Annotated in this window: 16 protein-coding genes; 11 read left to right on the top strand and 5 right to left on the bottom strand. The window is 67.0% G+C overall.

The features are described from left to right. Positions 1 to 170: 170 nt before the first annotated feature. Positions 171 to 512 carry a DUF2794 domain-containing protein gene (locus Ga0080574_RS10840; RefSeq protein ID WP_076698646.1) on the top strand — a complete coding sequence of 114 codons (342 nt, stop codon included), beginning with the start codon at positions 171 to 173 and terminating at the stop codon, positions 510 to 512. A gap of 15 nt (positions 513 to 527) precedes the next feature. Here the strand turns inward: Ga0080574_RS10840 and speB are convergent, their stop codons facing one another. The 3 genes from speB to Ga0080574_RS10855 form a co-directional block, all read right to left on the bottom strand. Then, positions 528 to 1,496 carry an agmatinase gene (gene speB / locus Ga0080574_RS10845; protein WP_076698649.1) on the bottom strand — a complete coding sequence of 323 codons (969 nt, stop codon included), beginning with the start codon at positions 1,494 to 1,496 and terminating at the stop codon, positions 528 to 530. A 77-nt stretch (positions 1,497 to 1,573) separates the two neighbouring features. Continuing rightward, positions 1,574 to 2,275 (bottom strand): DUF599 domain-containing protein, encoded by a 702-nt coding sequence (locus tag Ga0080574_RS10850; RefSeq protein ID WP_076698652.1) that lies wholly within the window; start codon positions 2,273 to 2,275, stop codon positions 1,574 to 1,576. Between the two features lie 4 nt (positions 2,276 to 2,279). Further along, entirely contained in the window at positions 2,280 to 2,690 is a 411-nt protein-coding gene (locus Ga0080574_RS10855) for a CopD family protein (RefSeq protein WP_076698655.1), read from the bottom strand. Positions 2,691 to 2,813: 123 nt separating this feature from the next. On the opposite strand from Ga0080574_RS10855, the gene Ga0080574_RS10860 reads away from it, so the two are divergent. The 7 genes from Ga0080574_RS10860 to Ga0080574_RS10890 all read left to right on the top strand — a co-directional run bounded on the left by Ga0080574_RS10860 (position 2,814) and on the right by Ga0080574_RS10890 (position 9,376). Then, positions 2,814 to 4,256, top strand: a complete 1,443-nt coding sequence (locus Ga0080574_RS10860; RefSeq protein ID WP_076698658.1) for an FAD-linked oxidase C-terminal domain-containing protein — start codon at positions 2,814 to 2,816, stop codon at positions 4,254 to 4,256. Positions 4,257 to 4,326: 70 nt separating this feature from the next. Further along, on the top strand, positions 4,327 to 5,436 hold the full coding sequence (locus Ga0080574_RS10865; RefSeq protein ID WP_076698661.1) for an FAD-binding protein: 1,110 nt from the start codon (positions 4,327 to 4,329) through the stop codon (positions 5,434 to 5,436). Beyond that, positions 5,433 to 5,771 (top strand): hypothetical protein, encoded by a 339-nt coding sequence (locus tag Ga0080574_RS10870; RefSeq protein WP_076698664.1) that lies wholly within the window; start codon positions 5,433 to 5,435, stop codon positions 5,769 to 5,771. Before Ga0080574_RS10865 ends, Ga0080574_RS10870 begins: the two co-directional genes overlap by 4 nt. A gap of 8 nt (positions 5,772 to 5,779) precedes the next feature. Beyond that, complete coding sequence (gene glcF / locus Ga0080574_RS10875; RefSeq protein WP_076698667.1) at positions 5,780 to 7,072, top strand: glycolate oxidase subunit GlcF; 1,293 nt, start codon at positions 5,780 to 5,782, stop codon at positions 7,070 to 7,072. Positions 7,073 to 7,158: 86 nt separating this feature from the next. Continuing rightward, positions 7,159 to 7,938 carry a trypsin-like serine peptidase gene (locus Ga0080574_RS10880; RefSeq protein ID WP_076698670.1) on the top strand — a complete coding sequence of 260 codons (780 nt, stop codon included), beginning with the start codon at positions 7,159 to 7,161 and terminating at the stop codon, positions 7,936 to 7,938. 80 nt (positions 7,939 to 8,018) lie between these two features. Beyond that, positions 8,019 to 8,759 (top strand): trypsin-like serine peptidase, encoded by a 741-nt coding sequence (locus Ga0080574_RS10885; protein ID WP_076698673.1) that lies wholly within the window; start codon positions 8,019 to 8,021, stop codon positions 8,757 to 8,759. Between the two features lie 143 nt (positions 8,760 to 8,902). Continuing rightward, the gene (locus tag Ga0080574_RS10890) at positions 8,903 to 9,376 is read left to right on the top strand and encodes an Hsp20 family protein (RefSeq protein WP_076698676.1); all 474 of its coding nucleotides are present in this window, start codon (positions 8,903 to 8,905) and stop codon (positions 9,374 to 9,376) included. A 210-nt stretch (positions 9,377 to 9,586) separates the two neighbouring features. Here the strand turns inward: Ga0080574_RS10890 and Ga0080574_RS10895 are convergent, their stop codons facing one another. Further along, a complete protein-coding gene (locus tag Ga0080574_RS10895; RefSeq protein WP_076698683.1) occupies positions 9,587 to 11,746 on the bottom strand; it encodes an esterase-like activity of phytase family protein in 2,160 nt (719 codons plus the stop codon). Positions 11,747 to 11,838: 92 nt separating this feature from the next. Further along, on the bottom strand, positions 11,839 to 12,627 hold the full coding sequence (locus Ga0080574_RS10900) for a hormone-sensitive lipase (RefSeq protein ID WP_076698688.1): 789 nt from the start codon (positions 12,625 to 12,627) through the stop codon (positions 11,839 to 11,841). 81 nt (positions 12,628 to 12,708) lie between these two features. Here Ga0080574_RS10900 and Ga0080574_RS10905 point away from each other — a divergent pair, with 81 nt between their 5' ends. From Ga0080574_RS10905 to Ga0080574_RS10915, 3 genes are all read left to right on the top strand, one after another. After that, complete coding sequence (locus Ga0080574_RS10905; protein WP_076698691.1) at positions 12,709 to 14,190, top strand: NAD-dependent succinate-semialdehyde dehydrogenase; 1,482 nt, start codon at positions 12,709 to 12,711, stop codon at positions 14,188 to 14,190. Beyond that, a complete protein-coding gene (locus Ga0080574_RS10910; protein ID WP_076698694.1) occupies positions 14,187 to 14,555 on the top strand; it encodes a hypothetical protein in 369 nt (122 codons plus the stop codon). The genes Ga0080574_RS10905 and Ga0080574_RS10910 overlap by 4 nt, the downstream gene beginning before the upstream one ends. A 248-nt stretch (positions 14,556 to 14,803) precedes the next feature. After that, positions 14,804 to 16,006, top strand: a complete 1,203-nt coding sequence (locus Ga0080574_RS10915) for an aminopeptidase P family protein (RefSeq protein WP_076698697.1) — start codon at positions 14,804 to 14,806, stop codon at positions 16,004 to 16,006. The last annotated feature ends 11 nt before the right edge of the window (positions 16,007 to 16,017 follow it).

Here is a 16,017-nt window from a genome sequence, read left to right on the forward strand (position 1 = left end):
CACCCGCCATGCCGGCCCGGCCCGCGCGGGGATCGCCCTACGCAAGCACGGGTGCCACAGCCGCCGCGATCCGCTGCACAGGCATGCAGGCGGCGCCTGAGAGCCGAGAAAGCGCTCCGTTTCGTGCCAGACTCTTGATTTGCGGCGGCAACGAGCGCAGCTTATCCAGTATGAACAGCCTTACTCCTTTTCCGGGGCGCGGGGGCGCGAGCGACGTCGTTGCCTTTCACCGGACTGAGCTGAACGTCATCCTGTCGCTCTACGGCCGCATGGTCGCGGCCGGGGAATGGCGCGATTACGGAATTTCCTCGCTGCGCGACGTGGCGGTGTTCTCTGTCTTCCGGCGCACCGCCGAAAACCCGCTCTACCGTATCGAGAAACGCCCCAAGCTGCGCAGCAGGCAGGGCGAATACGCGGTGATCGGCATGGACGGGCAGGTGCTGAAACGCGGCCACGATCTGCGCACCGTGCTGCGCGTGCTGGAACGCAAGCTGATCCGCCCCGTCGACTGAACCTTCCGCGCGGGCTCAGGCCGCTGCTTTAGATCCGATCATCGCGCAAAGCAGCTCGAACATGATCGAGACCCCCAGAAAGGCGGTGCCGCCGCTGGCGTCGAATGGCGGCGAGACCTCGACCAGATCGGCGCCGGCGATGTCGAGCCCGTCGAGCTCGCGCACCACCTGCAACGCCTGATAGCTGTTCGGCCCGCCAACCTCGGGCGTGCCGGTGCCGGGCGCAAAGGTCGGGTCGACAAAGTCGATATCGTAGCTGACGTAACAGGGCTCGGATCCGACGATATCGCGCGCCTCGGCCATCACATCGGCCACGCCGCGGGCGTGGAATTCCTCGATCGGCACGATGCGGATGCCGTTGGCGGCGGCGAAATCGCGGTCCTCGCGGTCGTACATACTGCCCCGGATGCCGATCTGCACCACCCGCTTGGGATCCAGCAGCCCCTCCTCCACCGCGCGGCGGAACGGCGTGCCGTGGGTATACATCGTGCCGCCGAAATAGGAGTTGTAGAGATCGGTATGGCTGTCGAAATGCACCATGCCCAGCGGCTCCTCGCGCGCCAGAGCACGCAGCACCGGCAGCGAGGTTAGGTGATCTCCGCCCGCTGTCAGGGGCCGCGTGCCGTTGCGCACCAGCTTGCCGTAGAACGCGGTGATCCGCTCCATGCTGTCGAGAATATCCGCCGGGTTCGGCCCGACATCGCCGAGATCGGCGCAGGCCTTCGTCTCGAAGGGGCGCAGCCCGGTCACCGGATGCTCGGCACGAATCATTGTCGAGGCATCGCGGAGCTGGCGCGGTCCGTGACGCGGACCGGGGCGGTTGGTGGTGCCGCTGTCCCAGGGCACGCCGGCGATGCCGATCTCCACCTCCTTGAAGCGCTCATGCTCGGGCGGCAGCAGCGGCAGCCGCATGAAGCTCGGCACCCCCGCATAGCGCGGCAGCTCAAAGCCGGAGATCGGGTGAAAGAAGGGATCGGTGGTCATGGCGGGCATCCTTGCAAGGCGGCTCCTGACGAGAGCAAAGCTTTTGCCACGGATTTGCAAGCGCTTTGCCCGGGCGTTCAGCCCTCTGCGTCGGTTTCCATCAGCACCGCACGCGACTGCGATGCGAATTCGCGGCGCAGAATCACCACCAGCGTGACCAGCGTCGCCGCGATCAGCGCCTCGGCGCCGACCAGCCAGGCCGCCGAGGCGATGCCGAAATAGACCACCCGCAACCCGCGATTGTAGCTGCGCGCGGCAAAGATATTGAGCTCGGCAGCCTTGGCGGCGCGGGCATAGGCGGTCTCGGTCGGCTCGTTGGGCACCGCCCCCATCATCACCGAGCAATAGCCGAAAAGCCGGTTCGACCAGACGAATTTCAGAAAGGCGTTGGCGGCGAAGAGCAGCGTCAGCATGAGCTTGACCTCCCAGACCACCACCGGCGCATCGCCCGCCGCCAGATCCCCCGCCACGCCGCGCAGCTGATCGGCATTGCCCAGCAGCGCAAAGATGCCGCCGATGGCGATCATCGAGGCGGAGGCGAAGAAGGCGGTGCTCTGGCGCAGCGAGGCGACGATCTGCGCATCGAAGATGCACGGCTGGCGGGTGACGAATTCGCGCATCCAGGCGCGCCGATAATTCGCCATCAGCCGCGAGACCGAGGGTCGTTTCGCCAGCGGATTCTCGACCACGAAGGAGCAGCCAAGCCAGCTTATCGCCAGCAGCACCGTCGCCACTAGGTCGAGTGGCGTGAAATAGCCCAGCTGATCGAGCCAGACCATCGGCTCAGAACGGCTTGACCACCACGACCCAGAGGACCGCGATGACGCCGAGCACGCTGATTTCGTTGAAGATGCGCAGGAAGAGCTCGGATTCCCGGAAGATCCCGCGCCGGGCCCGCATCACCATCCGGCCGGTCCAGACGTAATGCACAGCCAGAAGCGCCACCAGCGCGATCTTGAGATGCACCCAGCCGGCCCAATCCCAGAACCAGCCGAGCCACAGCCCGGTGATCACCGCGATCACCGCCAGCCCGGCGGAGAACCGATAAAGCCGGATCGTCAGGTCGCCCAGCGGGCCGAACTCGTCCAGCCGCGTGTATTCGCGCTTCCAGTAGATCAGCGCGCGCGGCACGGCGAAGATGGAGGTCATCCAGCCCATGACGCAGAGAATATGAATGATCTTAACCCAGTCCATGCGCCAGTAGTGCTATCTTTTCGCGGCAAGACGCAAGGCGGCGCGGGCGCGCAGGGGAAAAGCTCTGGCATCCGGGCATAATTGGTTATATGATTTTACCAATTTCGCAGGGAGGGCCATCCGATGCAGATGCCGGAACCGGATACGCGTGTGCTGTCGCGCAAGGCGCAGATCGTGGCGCGGCTGCGCGCCGTGCTGCCGGATGACGCGGTGATCGAAGACCCCGCCGAGACCCGCGCCTATGAATGCGACGCGCTCACCGCCTATCGCTGCCCGCCGCTCTGCGCCGTGCTGCCTGCCAGCACCGAAGAGGTCTCGGCGGTGCTGACGATCTGCCATGAAGAGGGCGTGCCGGTGGTGCCGCGCGGCTCGGGCACCTCTCTGGCCGGCGGCGCGCTGCCGACGGCGGATTCGGTGATCCTGGGCGTGGCGCGGATGAACGAGGTGCTGGAGACCGATTACGCCAACCGCTTCATCCGGGTGCAGACCGGGCGCACGAATCTCTCGGTCAGCGGCGCCGTCGAGGAGGAGGAATTCTTCTACGCCCCCGACCCTTCGTCGCAGCTTGCCTGTGCCATCGCCGGCAATATCGCGATGAATTCCGGCGGTGCGCATTGCCTGAAATACGGCGTCACGACCAACAACCTGCTGGGCGTCACCATGGTGCTGATGGACGGCACGGTGATCGAGCTGGGCGGCGCGCATCTGGATGCCGGCGGGCTCGACCTGCTGGGCGTGGTCTGCGGCTCCGAAGGCCAGCTCGGCGTGGTGACCGAGGCGACCCTGCGCATCCTGCGCAAGCCCGAGGGCGCGCGCCCGGTGCTGATGGGCTTCGGCTCGAACGAAGTGGCCGGCGAATGCGTGTCGGACATCATCAAGGCCGGCGTGCTGCCGGTGGCGATCGAATTCATGGACCGCCCCTGTATCGAGGCCTGCGAGGCCTTTGCCCATGCCGGCTATCCAGATTGCGAAGCGCTGCTGATCGTCGAGGTCGAGGGCTCGGAGGCCGAGATCGCCGAGCAGCTCGGGCTGATCCTGCAAATCGCCCGCCGCCACGATCCGGTGGAGCTGCGCGAGGCGCAGGATGCCGACGAGGCGGCGCGGATCTGGCTCGGCCGCAAGAGCGCCTTTGGCGCCATGGGGCAGATCAACGATTACATGTGCCTCGACGGCACGATCCCGGTCTCGGCGCTGCCGCTTGTGCTGCGGCGCATCGGCGAGATGTCGGCGGAATTCGGGCTGGGCGTGGCCAATGTGTTCCACGCCGGCGACGGCAATATGCACCCGCTGATCCTCTTTGACGCCAACAAACCCGGCGATCTCGAGCTCTGCGAGCGCTTCGGTGCCGAAATCCTCAAGCTTTGTGTCGAGGTCGGCGGCTGCCTGACCGGCGAGCACGGGGTGGGGATCGAAAAGCGCGACCTGATGACCGTGCAATACGGCGCGGCGGATCTGGAGGTGCAGATGGCGGTCAAGGACGTGTTCGACCCCGAATGGCTGCTGAACCCCGCCAAGGTGTTTCCGCTGGACGTGTCGGCGGCGCGGCGCGTGGTGGCGGCGGAGTGAGATTTGGGGCGCTGCCCCGTCCCGGCCGGGGGCCGGGACTCCCCGGGATATTTAGAGCCAATGGAAACACATGAGACCTGAGACAGAGGCAGAGCTGGCCGAGACGATCAAGGCGGCATCGGGGCCGTTGCGGCTGCGCGGCGGCGGCACGCGGGCCGTCGGGCGGAGCACCGGCGAGGTGCTGGAAACCGGCGGGCTGTCGGGCATCGTGCTTTACGAGCCGGGCGCGCTGACGCTGGTTGCCAGGGCCGGCACGCCGCTGGCCGAGATCGAGGCGGCGCTGGAGGCCGAGGGCCAGCGCCTGCCCTTCGAGCCGATGGATCACCGCGGGCTGCTTGGCACGACAGGCGCGCCGACCGTGGGCGGCATGGCGGCGGCGAATGCATCGGGGCCCCGCCGAGTGCAGGCCGGCGCCTGCCGGGATTACATGCTGGGCGTGCGCTTTGTCGACGGCGCAGGCCAGATCCTGCGCAATGGCGGGCGGGTGATGAAGAACGTCACCGGCTACGATCTGGTCAAGCTCATGGCCGGAAGCTGGGGCACGCTGGGGGTGCTGACGGAGGTCGCCTTCAAGGTGCTGCCGAAGCCCGAGGCGGTGGCGAGCGTGCTGCTGGACGGGCTGACGCAAGAGGCGGCCCCCGACGCGATGGCGCGGGCACTGGGATCGCCCTTCGACATTTCCGGCGCGGCGCATCTGCCCGAGGGCCCGGAGGGCACGCCGTTGACGCTGCTGCGGGTCGAGGGCTTTGCCGAGTCGGTTGCCTATCGCGCCGAGCGGCTGCGCGATCTCTTCGCCGGCAGCGCGGTGCGGATCGAGACCGACCCGAAGCGCAACGCCGCGCTCTGGCGCGATATCCGCGACGTGGCGCCGTTTCATACCCGCGCCGGCGATGTCTGGCGGATCTCCTGCAAACCTTCGGACGGGCCGGAACTGGCGGCGCGGCTCGGGGCGGAGGCCACGCTCTTCGACTGGGGCGGCGGGCTGATCTGGGCGCTGCTGCCCGAGGGCAGCGATGCCCGAGCCCGGCTGGGCACCTTCGGCGGCCATGCCACAAGGGTGCGCGGCGAGGGCGAAAGCCCGGTCTTCCAGCCCGAACCGGCACCGGTGGCGGCGCTGAGCCGGGGCCTGCGCGCACGGTTCGACCCGCGGGGCGTTCTGAACCCGGGGCTCATGGCATGACGCCGGAAACCCTCACCGTCTTCACCCTGTGTTTCGTCGCCGGGCCGCTGCTCTTTGCGCTGATTCTCCAGCTCGGCCAGTCGCTCGCCCTGCTGCTGTCGCTGGCGCTGGGGGTCGTGGCCGCGGCACTGGCGGCGATCTGGTTGCAGGCGGGCGGCATGCTCTTTGCCGCGCTCGCGCTGCTCTGGTTCGCCTGGGTGCTCGCCATCGCCATGCTGGCGCTGACCCTGCACCGCCGCGCGCCCCAGCTGCGGCGCGGCGTCACCATCATCGGCCTGCTGGCCACCACCCTTCCCTGGTTCGGGCTCGCCACCGCCCGGATGCTGATGTCCTGAGAGCCGAGATGCAGACCAATTTCACCGAAGAGCAACTGCAAGAGCCCGGCATCGCGCGCGCCAACGAAATCCTGCGCGCCTGCGTGCATTGCGGCTTTTGCACCGCCACCTGCCCGACCTACCAGGTGCTGGGCGACGAGCTGGATTCCCCGCGCGGGCGCATCTACCTGATCAAGGACATGCTGGAGAACGACCGCGATCCGGACGGGAAGACGGTCAAACATATCGACCGCTGCCTGAGCTGCCTCGCCTGCATGACCACCTGCCCCTCGGGCGTGCATTACATGCATCTGGTCGATCACGCCCGCGCCTATATCGAGAAACGCTATCAGCGCCCGTGGAGCGACCGCGCCCTGCGCTGGCTGCTCGCGCGGATCATCCCCTATCCCGGGCGGTTCCGGCTGGCGCTGCTGGGCGCCAAGCTCGGCCAGCCATTCAGGCGGCTGATGCCCGATGCGCGGCTGCGCGCCATGCTCGACATGGCGCCAAAGACCATCCCGCCGGTCAGCCGCAATGACGCCCCGCAGAGCTTTGCGCCCAGTGCGCCGCGCAAGAAGCGCGTGGCGCTGATGACCGGCTGCGCGCAGAAGGCGCTCAACACCGATATCAACGACGCCACGATCCGGCTGCTCACCCGGCTCGGCTGCGAGGTGGTGGTGGCCAAGGGCGCCGGCTGCTGCGGCGCGCTGACCCATCACATGGGCAAGGAAGACGACAGCCACGCCTCCGCCGCGAGCAATATCCGCGCCTGGTGTGACGAGATCGACGGCGAGGGGCTTGACGCCATCGTCATCAACACCAGCGGCTGTGGCACCACGGTGAAGGATTACGGCCATATGTTCCGCAACGAGCCGCTCGCCGCCGACGCGGCGCGGGTGTCCGGGCGCGCCATGGATATCAGCGAGCTGCTGATGACGCTGGAGCTGCCGGAGGGAGCCACCAAGAACACGCGCGTCGCCTATCACGCCGCCTGCTCGCTGCAACACGGGCAGAAGATCAAGACCCACCCCAAGACCCTGCTGAAACGTGCGGGGTTCGAGGTGGTGGAGCCCGCCGACAGCCATCTCTGCTGCGGCAGCGCCGGCACCTACAACCTGTTGCAGCCCGAGATCTCGGGGCAGCTCAAGACGCGCAAGATCCGCACGCTGGAGGCCAAGGCGCCGGACATCATCGCGGCCGGCAATATCGGCTGCATGATGCAGATCGGCTCTGGCACCGACGTGCCCGTGGTGCACACGGTCGAGCTGCTCGACTGGGCGACGGGCGGGCCGAAGCCGCGCGCGCTCGACGCGGCGGGATAACGCCGCGTCAGACCCGAAAGCGGCGTATCTGCCCAATTTTTGACAAATCTCGCCTTTATCCCCGTCGCACGACAGAGGGGAAGACGGTGCGGGTATTTCTGGCAATTCTGGCGATTTGCCTGTCGTCGGCGGCGCATGCCGATGGCGGGCTGTTCTCGATGCAGAGCCGTGAGGACGGTCGCATGTGGGAGGCGGTGGGCCGGCTGGAACTGGCGGGAAACGCCTTTTGCACCGGCGCGCTGATCGCGCCCGATCTGGTGCTGACCGCCGCGCATTGCCTCTATGACAGCGCCAGCGGCGCGCCGGTCGCGGTGGAAGACATCCAGTTTCTCGCCGGCTGGCGCAGCGGTCGCGCCTCGGCCTATCGCCGCGTGCGCCGCGCCATGGCGCATCCCGATTACGATTTCGACGCGCCCGCCAGCGCCGACCGGGTCGGCAGGGATATCGCGCTGATCGAGCTGCAACTGCCGATCCGCAACACCACGATCACACCGTTCCAGACCGGCCCGCATCCGCGGCGCGGCGCCGAGGTGAGTGTGGTCTCCTACGCGCATGACCGTTCAGAGGCACCTTCGCTCCAGGGTCTCTGCAATGTGCTCGACCGGCAGAAACGTGCCTTCGTGCTCTCCTGTCAGGTCGATTTCGGCAGCTCCGGCTCGCCGGTCTTTTCCTTCGAGGGCGGCACGCCGCGCATCGTCTCCGTGATCTCGGCCAAGGCCGATGCCAAGGGCATGCCGGTCTCGCTGGGGGCCGAGCTCGACACCTCTCTCGCCACGCTGCGCGCCGCCATGTCGGTGGATTCGGTGCGCGAGACAGTCAGCGCCGGAATGCGGCGGGAAACGGGGGCAAAATTCATCCGACCCTGAGATATCTCGCCGCGTTCGGCCTCGCGCTCTGCGCCGCCCTGCCCGCCGCCCAGGCGCAGCAGCGCACGGTTTTCGACGTCATGGACAACCCGGGCGAGCTGCTCGGCTGGGAGGCGGTCGGGCGGCTCGACCTGCCCGGCGGCTTCTGCACCGGCGCGCTGATCGGGCGCGATCTGGTGCTGACGGCGGCGCATTGCGTCTTCGATGCCAAAACCGGCGCGCCACGGCCCGCCCGTGGCATTGTGTTTCGCGCCGGCTACCATCGCGGCTCCGAGATCACCGCCCGGCGCGTGCTGCGCTGGGTGGTGCCGGAGCGCTATGAGGTGGCGCATCTCGGAAAGGACGCGGCAAGCCGCGCCGAGGCGATCGCAAGCGATGTGGCGCTGCTCAGGCTGGAGGCGCCGGTGTCGAGCGCCGAGGCCGATCCGTTCCGGGTGCATGAGGTCCCCGCCGGGGGCACCGATGTCAGCGTGGTATCCTATGGAAAAGGGCGCTCGGAAGTGCTGTCGCGGGAACCGAGCTGTCAGATGACCCGGCGCTATCGCGGCGATATCCTCGGCTTTGATTGCGACGTGACCTTCGGCTCGTCCGGCGCCCCGGTTTTCGTGCGCGAAAACGGGCGGCTGCGCATCCTGTCGGTGATCTCTTCCATCACCGACAGCGGCGAAGCCTATGGATCGAGCATTCAGGCCTTTGTTCCCGAACTCTCCGCACGGCTGAGCCGCGAAGATGCCCGCCCCAAGGTCACTGCCGGGGCGCGGCGCATCACCGTGGGCGGCGGCGTGCGGCAGGATATCGGCGCACGCTTTGTCCGGCCCTGACCGGGCGGACTTGAAACCGCTGAAAGACCTCCCCACCTAATTCGCACCCGGGGTGCCTCAGCAGGGCTCCGGGCAAGGCAAAGCCGCCTGTCCCATGCCGGGAAGGCGCATCACATATGGTATCGCTCAATGGAGGATGACCCATGCGTCACTTTGATTTCGCACCGCTTTACCGCGCAACCGTCGGCTTCGACCAGATCGCCGACCTGATGGACCGGGCCCTGTCCAGCGACGTGGCCCAGCCCAGCTACCCGCCCTACAATATCGAAAAGACCGCCGACGATGCCTGGCGCATCTCGATCGCCGTGGCCGGTTTCTCGGACGCCGACCTGTCGGTGGAGCTGAAGGAGCATCAGCTCGTCGTCTCCGCCCGCAAGGCGGAAGAAGACGAGGCCAAGACCTATCTGCATCGCGGCATCGCCACCCGCGCCTTCGAGCGCCGGTTCACGCTGGCCGATCATGTGCGCGTCACCGGCGCCACGCATGAGAACGGCATGCTGCATATCGACCTCAAGCGCGAGATCCCCGAAGCGCTGAAGCCGCGCCGCATCGCCATCGCGCGGGGCGAGGAGCCCCGTGTCGAAAAGGATGTGGTGGACGCCAAGACGGTGAACTGAGCCCGTACCGGCCAACCGCGAAGCCCCGGCGCGCTGCCGGGGCTTTTTCGTTTGTGCGGGGCGGATTGCGGTGAGGCCCCGGATCAGGTCCGGGGCGGCGGGCGCTCCCCGTCTCGGGCTTGACCCGGGACCTCGCGCTCTGCTCATGCGCAAACGCAAAACGCCCCGCGTGATCCCGCGGGGCGTTTCGGTGTCATGGCTCCAAGACGATCAGTCCAGCTTGAACGACCAGAAGAAGGTCTCGCCCGAGCTGTCGTCGACGCCATCGTTGTCGGTCGACACATAGGCGGTGCCGTCCCCGGTGATCGCCAGACCCTCGACCTTGTCGACCACAAAGCCGTTCCAGCCTTGCAGGTCGGGGATCAGGTCGCGAACCTCTTCCTTCGACACGACCGGCAGTTCGCCACCCAGTGCGGCGGGGGTCATCTCGGCGGCGGGGATGCGGTAGATCTTCTTGGTCACCGCCTCGGCACCGATCTGGTTGTCGCGCTCGACCACATAGACGTAATCGCCATGCGCGACGATCTCGGAGAGACCGACCCAGCCCTTGGCCGGCGCCGCCTTGGGATAGAGCACAGCACCCCATTCCTTGCTGGCCGGGTTGTAGGAGACGAGCTTGACGTGATCCTTCGGATCGTCGCCCCATTCACGCTGCACCGCCATCCAGAGCGTGCCGTCGATCATGGTCACACCCTCGAAGCCAAAGCGCTTTTCCACCGCCATGAGCTCGGCGGGCAGGCCCACCTCTTCCTGGATCTCGCCCTCGGCAGTCACATGGTAGAGCGCATGCGGGATCACCCGGTCGGTGCGGCCTTCGGAGGCCAGCCAGAACCCGCCCTCGCCATCGGTGGTGATGCCTTCGAGATCGAGCTTCTGCGCCGGATAGCCCGCGCGGGTGACGCGGGTGGCGGCGGTGATGCGCGCCGGAGTCGCCGAGGGATCGATGGTGAAGATCGTCGGCTGATAGCCGTAAAAGCTGTCATTGACCGCATAGAGCATGCCGTCATCGCCCGCGACCATGCCCGAGATCGCGCCCCAGCCGATCAGCTCGTCGGCGCCCTCGGAGGTCAGCGTCGGGTATTGCGCCGGGCCTTCGGCATAGTCGTAGAGCATGACATGGGCGCGCACGCCGCCATCCTCGACCAGATCCTCCTCATTGGCCGTGGCCAGCAGGTTGCGCTGCGGAATGGCAATGATACCTTCGGGCGCGATGCCCGAGGGCAGCATCTGGGTCAGCACCGGGCTGGCCGGATCGGTCACGTCATAGACGCCGACAACCGAACCGCGCTCGGACATCACGAAGAGATAGGGCGTATCGCCGAAGGTGGCGAACTCCATGCCTTCGGGCTCGGCGCCCTTGGCGTCGGAGCGCTTGTCCGGATAGTGGCCGGTCTGGATCACCGCGTGTTCGAAGCTGTTGCCGCTCTCATAGACCTCGGTGCCGTCCTTGGCGAAGATGGTGAAGCCGCGCGAGCCGCCATCCATGTCGCCCTCGTTGGCGATGGCAAAATGCGCGTCGTCGATCCACTGCACCGAATCGGGCTCGCGCAGGCGGTCGTCCTGGCGCTCGGTAAAGAGCAGCGCGCCGCGCTCGTCGGTGGCGTCGATCCCGGTCAGATCCACGCTGCCGGCAGAGAAATGCGACAGCACTTCGCCCGCCTTGTTCAGTACCACCATGTGGTTGTTTTCCTGCATCGTCACGACGATCTCGCCCAGACCGTTCACATCGACGAATTCCGGCTCGGGATCTTCCGGCGCGATCTCGGCGAGGCCGGTCACGTCGGCTTTGACCAGGCTGTCGCATTGCGCCATGCCGTCGGCCAGATCGAGGATCGCCACATAGCCGGCGGGCATCTGCGGCACGCGGCCGTCGCCCAGATCCTCGTCGCGCTCGTTCTCGATGGCGATGGTGACAAAGCTGCCGTCCTGCGCAAGCGCCACCGAATCCGGCTGCCCGCCGAGATCGCATTCGCCCGCGACCTCACCCGACAGCGCGTCGAGCACAACCAGCTTGCCCGAGGGCGCGGTGTAGCTTTCCGAGGTGTTCACGCCGACAAAGGCGGTGGTGCCGGAGATCGCGACCGAGGTCGGCTCGCCGCCCATGTCGATATTGCCCAGCGGCTGCGGATTGGCGGCATCGGTGATGTCGATGCGGCCGATCACCCCCAGCGGGCTGTCGGTATAAACCAGCGTATTGCCGTCTTCGGTGGCATAGATGATCTCGGCAGAGGTCACGCGGGCGGTGTCTTCGCCTTCGGCCATGTTGCGCGGCGTGGCAAAGCTTGCGATGCGGTTGAAGCTCATCTCGGCGGCGGCGGCGTGCGCCGACAGCGCCAGCACCGAGGTGAGGCAGATCGTGCGGAATGTCATGAGGTCCCCCTGTTGGTTCCGGGATCGCCTTGAGCCCGGAGGGTAACGCCCGCGTGACAGACCGGTTACAGATTTGCGAAAGCGCGCCGCGCCTATGCCAGCAAAGCGCCGGTCATGGCGCTTTCGGGGTCGGTCAGCCCGTCGATGACGTCGAAATGATGCCGCCCCGGCGCGTCCACCAGCCCGCATCCCCAGGCCTCGGCCAGCCAGCGCGCCTGATCGAGAAAGGCCGGGCGCTCCTCCGAGCCGACCCAGACCGTCACTGGCAGCTCCGGCGCCGGCATCGCTATCGGGCTCTCGGCCCAGGCCTCCGCCGCGTCGAGGCCGAATTTTTCGTTCATGCCCGTCTGCATCAGCGGTCGCAGATCCGACAGCGGCGAGATCGGCATGACATGGGCGAGCCGCGCCGCCACCGCCTCGGGCAGCATCCCCGGCGCCAGCATGCGCGCCACCAGATGCCCGCCCGCCGAATGCCCGGTCAGCCGGATCGGTCCGGGCACCTCCGCCGCTGCCGCCGTCACTGCCCGCGCGACCTGCGTGGTGATCTGCGAGATCCGCACCGCCGGGCAGAGATCGTAGGAGGGCAGCGCCACCGCCCAGCCCCGCGCCACCGGCCCCGCCGCCAGATGCGACCAGTCCTCGCGCCCGAAGGCCAGCCAGAACCCGCCATGCACAAACATCGCAAGCCCCTTTGCCCGCCCCTCGGGCAGGAACAGATCGAAGGCCTCGCGCGTTCCCTCCCCATAGGGCAGCCCCGCGCGCAACCGTCCGCGCGCGGTCATCTCGTCACGATAGGCAGCGGCCGACGCTGCCCAGCGCGGCGGGTATTGCTCCGCATCGAGTATATACGGAGCGTTGGCATAGGTATCGCTGAGGTCCATGGCTTTTCTCCCCTCTTGCGCTAGACTCTCGCCTCATCCGATGGTCTGCCCTGTACCACAGAGAAATTCTAGGAGGATCTCATGCTGGATCACACCGCCACAAACCTTGCCACCCTTCTCGACGATCCGAGCCTCCTCAAGACCCAGGGCTACGTGAACGGCGCCTGGATCGACGGCGACACCGGCACGTTCGAGGTGACCAACCCCGCCCGTGGCGACGTGATCGCCGAGGTCGCCGACCTGTCGCGCGCCCAGGTGGGGACCGCGATCGACGCCGCCTATGCCGCGCAAAAGGAATGGGCCTCCTGGACCGGCAAGGAACGCGCGCAGGCGCTGCGCAAATGGTTCGATCTGATGATGGCGAACCAGAAGGATCTGGGCACCATCCTGACCGCCGAACAGGGCAAGCCGCTCAACGAGGCCGTGGGCGAGATCGCCTATGGCGCCAGCTTCATCGAGTTCTTCGGCGAAGAGGCCAAGCGCGTCTATGGCGAGACCATCCCCGGCCACCAGCGCGACAAGCGCATCACCGTGATGAAGCAGCCCATCGGCGTCGCCGCCTCGATCACGCCGTGGAACTTCCCGAACGCGATGATCACCCGCAAGGCCGCCCCGGCGCTGGCCGCCGGCTGCGCCTTTGTCGCGCGCCCGGCCTCGGAAACGCCGCTCTCGGCCATCGCGCTGGCAGTTCTCGCCGAGCGCGCCGGCATTCCGGCGGGGGTGTTCAACGTGGTGCCCTCGTCGAGCGCCTCCGAGGTCGGCAAGGAATTCTGCGAGAACCCCAAGGTGCGCAAGATCACCTTCACCGGCTCGACCGAGGTGGGCCGCATCCTGCTGCGCCAGGCCGCCGATCAGGTGATGAAATGCTCGATGGAGCTGGGCGGCAACGCGCCCTTCATCGTGTTCGACGACGCCGATCTGGATGCCGCCGTGGAAGGCGCCATCATGTGTAAGTTCCGCAACAACGGCCAGACCTGCGTCTGCGCCAACCGCATCTATGTGCAGGCCGGGGTCTATGACGCCTTTGCCGAGAAACTGAAGGCGGCGGTCGCCAGGATGAAGGTCGGCGACGGGCTGGAAGAGGGCACAGACCTTGGCCCGCTGATCACCACCGAGGCGATCGAGAAGGTGCAGCAGCATATCGCAGACGCCAAATCCAAGGGCGCCGAGGTGATCCTGGGCGGCGGCGACGTGCTTCAGGGCGCGGGCAATTTCATCGAGCCGACCATCGTGACCGGCGCCACCAGGGACATGCTGTTCTCCACCGACGAGACCTTCGGCCCGCTGGCGCCGCTCTTCAAGTTCGAGACCGAAGACGACGTGATCGAGCTCGCCAATGACACGATCTTCGGCCTGGCCTCGTATTTCTATGCCAAGGATCTGAGCCGGGTCTACAAGGTCGCCGAGGCGCTGGAATACGGCATCGTCGGCGTCAACACCGGCATCATCTCGACCGAGGTGGCCCCCTTCGGCGGCGTCAAGCAGTCGGGTCTCGGCCGCGAAGGCAGCCATCACGGCATCGAGGATTTCCTTGAAATGAAATACGTCTGCATGAGCGTATGAGTCCGGCGCGCGAGGATTTTCTCGCGCCCGACCCAACCCCGGGCGAGGAGCAGCTCCTCGCCTGGCTTGCGGCGGCGCGGACCGGTGGCGGCACGCCCTGGCTGCGCCCCGAACAGGCCGAAGCACTGGCGCGCTTTGCACTCACGCAGGGCGAAGGCGTCCGGCTGATGGAGGCCGCGGCCCTCACCATGCACGAGCCGCCCCGCGATATTTCCTGGGAAATCCTCGGCGCCGATGCGCCCGGCGAGAACTGGGACGATCACCGCGACCCGCATAAGGCGTTTATCCTGTTCCAGAGCAAGCTGCGCCTCGCCGCGCGCGAGGGCGCCCGACTGCAATACAAGCTCTGGCTCGGGCGTCCCTGACACGCCTTCATCTTTCCGGAAAATACTCCCGCCGGAGGCGTCCGGTCCCGCCACGCGGCACATTGCCGGGCCGCAGGCACCCCCTTGCCAAATCGCGCGCGACACAGCATCGTCTGCTCCGGGCAGGCGATGGCGTCGCCGGTGCCGCGCAAGGCACGCCCGTTCCATCCGTCCTGAACGCCGGGACCTTGCTTTGCCACTGCGGCAGGGTCGGGTCCGGCCCTCCGCGATTTCAAAGGAGGGCCGATATGGACCGTCCCGCATTCTACCGCTTTCATCAGGGCCAGCGCGTGCTGCCCTTTGCGCCCGAGGAATACGACACCCGCCTCGCCGGGCTGCGCGCGCTCATGGACGAGGCCGGCGTTGCCGCCTGCGTGCTGACCTCGATGCACAATATCGCCTATTACTCGGGCTTTCTCTATTGCAGCTTCGGCCGCCCCTATGCGCTGGTGGTGACCGAGACCGAGAGCGTCACGATCTCGGCGGGGATCGACGCGGCGCAGCCCTGGCGGCGCTGCCATGGCGACAACATCACCTATACCGACTGGGCGCGGCACAATTACTGGCGCGCCATCCTCTCGGTCACCGGCGAGGGCAAATCCATCGGCTACGAGGCCGATCACCTGACGCTGGCGCAGCGCGAGCTGCTGGAGGATTTCCTGTCGCCAGCGGTCACCGTCGATATCGCCGCCGCGACCATGCGCCAGCGGATGCACAAATCTCCCGCCGAGATCGCGCTGATCCGCGCGGGCGCGCAGGTCGCCGATGTCGGCGGCTACGCGATCCGCGACGCGGTGCGCGCCGGCGTGCGCGAGATCGACGTGGCCATGGCGGGCCGAGACGCGATGGAGCTGGAAATCGCCAGGCGCTTTCCCGACGCTGAATATCGCGACACATGGGTGTGGTTCCAGTCCGGCATCAACACCGATGGCGCCCATAACCCGGTCACGGCCCGGAAGCTGGAGCGCGGCGACATCCTGTCGCTCAACGCCTTCCCGATGATCTCGGGCTATTACACGGCGCTGGAGCGCACCATGTTCGTGGAAGAAGTCGATGCCGCCTCGCTGAAGATCTGGGAGGCCAATGTCGCGGCGCATGAATATGGCATGAGCCTGCTGAAGCCGGGGGTGAGCTGCGCCGCCGTCACCGAGCAGATCAACGCCTTCTTCGCCGAGCGCGACCTGCTGCAATACCGCACTTTCGGATATGGCCACAGCTTCGGCCTGCTGTCGCATTACTACGGGCGCGAGGCCGGGCTGGAGCTGCGCGAGGATATCGACACGGTGCTTGAGCCGGGCATGGTGATCTCGATGGAGCCGATGCTGACGATCCCCGAGGGCACCCCGGGCGCCGGCGGCTATCGCGAGCACGACATTCTGGTGATCACCGAGGACGGCAACGAGAATATCACCGGCTATCCTTACGGACCGAACTTCAACGTGGTCGGCTGAGCCCGAAGGGT

Source organism: Salipiger abyssi (assembly GCF_001975705.1).
Classification (GTDB): Bacteria; Pseudomonadota; Alphaproteobacteria; order Rhodobacterales; family Rhodobacteraceae; genus Salipiger; species Salipiger abyssi.

Excerpts from the sequence above, each read along its gene's own strand:
- Ga0080574_RS10910 (WP_076698694.1), top strand. The coding sequence starts at position 14,187 with ATGAGTCCGGCGCGCGAGGATTTTCTCGCGCCCGACCCAACCCCGGGC.
- Ga0080574_RS10850 (WP_076698652.1), bottom strand. The coding sequence starts at position 2,275 with ATGGTCTGGCTCGATCAGCTGGGCTATTTCACGCCACTCGACCTAGTG.
- Ga0080574_RS10900 (WP_076698688.1), bottom strand. The coding sequence starts at position 12,627 with ATGGACCTCAGCGATACCTATGCCAACGCTCCGTATATACTCGATGCG.
- Ga0080574_RS10840 (WP_076698646.1), top strand. The coding sequence starts at position 171 with ATGAACAGCCTTACTCCTTTTCCGGGGCGCGGGGGCGCGAGCGACGTC.
- Ga0080574_RS10855 (WP_076698655.1), bottom strand. The coding sequence starts at position 2,690 with ATGGACTGGGTTAAGATCATTCATATTCTCTGCGTCATGGGCTGGATG.
- glcF (WP_076698667.1), top strand. The coding sequence starts at position 5,780 with ATGCAGACCAATTTCACCGAAGAGCAACTGCAAGAGCCCGGCATCGCG.
- Ga0080574_RS10905 (WP_076698691.1), top strand. The coding sequence starts at position 12,709 with ATGCTGGATCACACCGCCACAAACCTTGCCACCCTTCTCGACGATCCG.
- Ga0080574_RS10865 (WP_076698661.1), top strand. The coding sequence starts at position 4,327 with ATGAGACCTGAGACAGAGGCAGAGCTGGCCGAGACGATCAAGGCGGCA.
- Ga0080574_RS10895 (WP_076698683.1), bottom strand. The coding sequence starts at position 11,746 with ATGACATTCCGCACGATCTGCCTCACCTCGGTGCTGGCGCTGTCGGCG.
- Ga0080574_RS10915 (WP_076698697.1), top strand. The coding sequence starts at position 14,804 with ATGGACCGTCCCGCATTCTACCGCTTTCATCAGGGCCAGCGCGTGCTG.
- Ga0080574_RS10870 (WP_076698664.1), top strand. The coding sequence starts at position 5,433 with ATGACGCCGGAAACCCTCACCGTCTTCACCCTGTGTTTCGTCGCCGGG.
- Ga0080574_RS10885 (WP_076698673.1), top strand. The coding sequence starts at position 8,019 with ATGGACAACCCGGGCGAGCTGCTCGGCTGGGAGGCGGTCGGGCGGCTC.
- Ga0080574_RS10890 (WP_076698676.1), top strand. The coding sequence starts at position 8,903 with ATGCGTCACTTTGATTTCGCACCGCTTTACCGCGCAACCGTCGGCTTC.
- speB (WP_076698649.1), bottom strand. The coding sequence starts at position 1,496 with ATGACCACCGATCCCTTCTTTCACCCGATCTCCGGCTTTGAGCTGCCG.
- Ga0080574_RS10860 (WP_076698658.1), top strand. The coding sequence starts at position 2,814 with ATGCAGATGCCGGAACCGGATACGCGTGTGCTGTCGCGCAAGGCGCAG.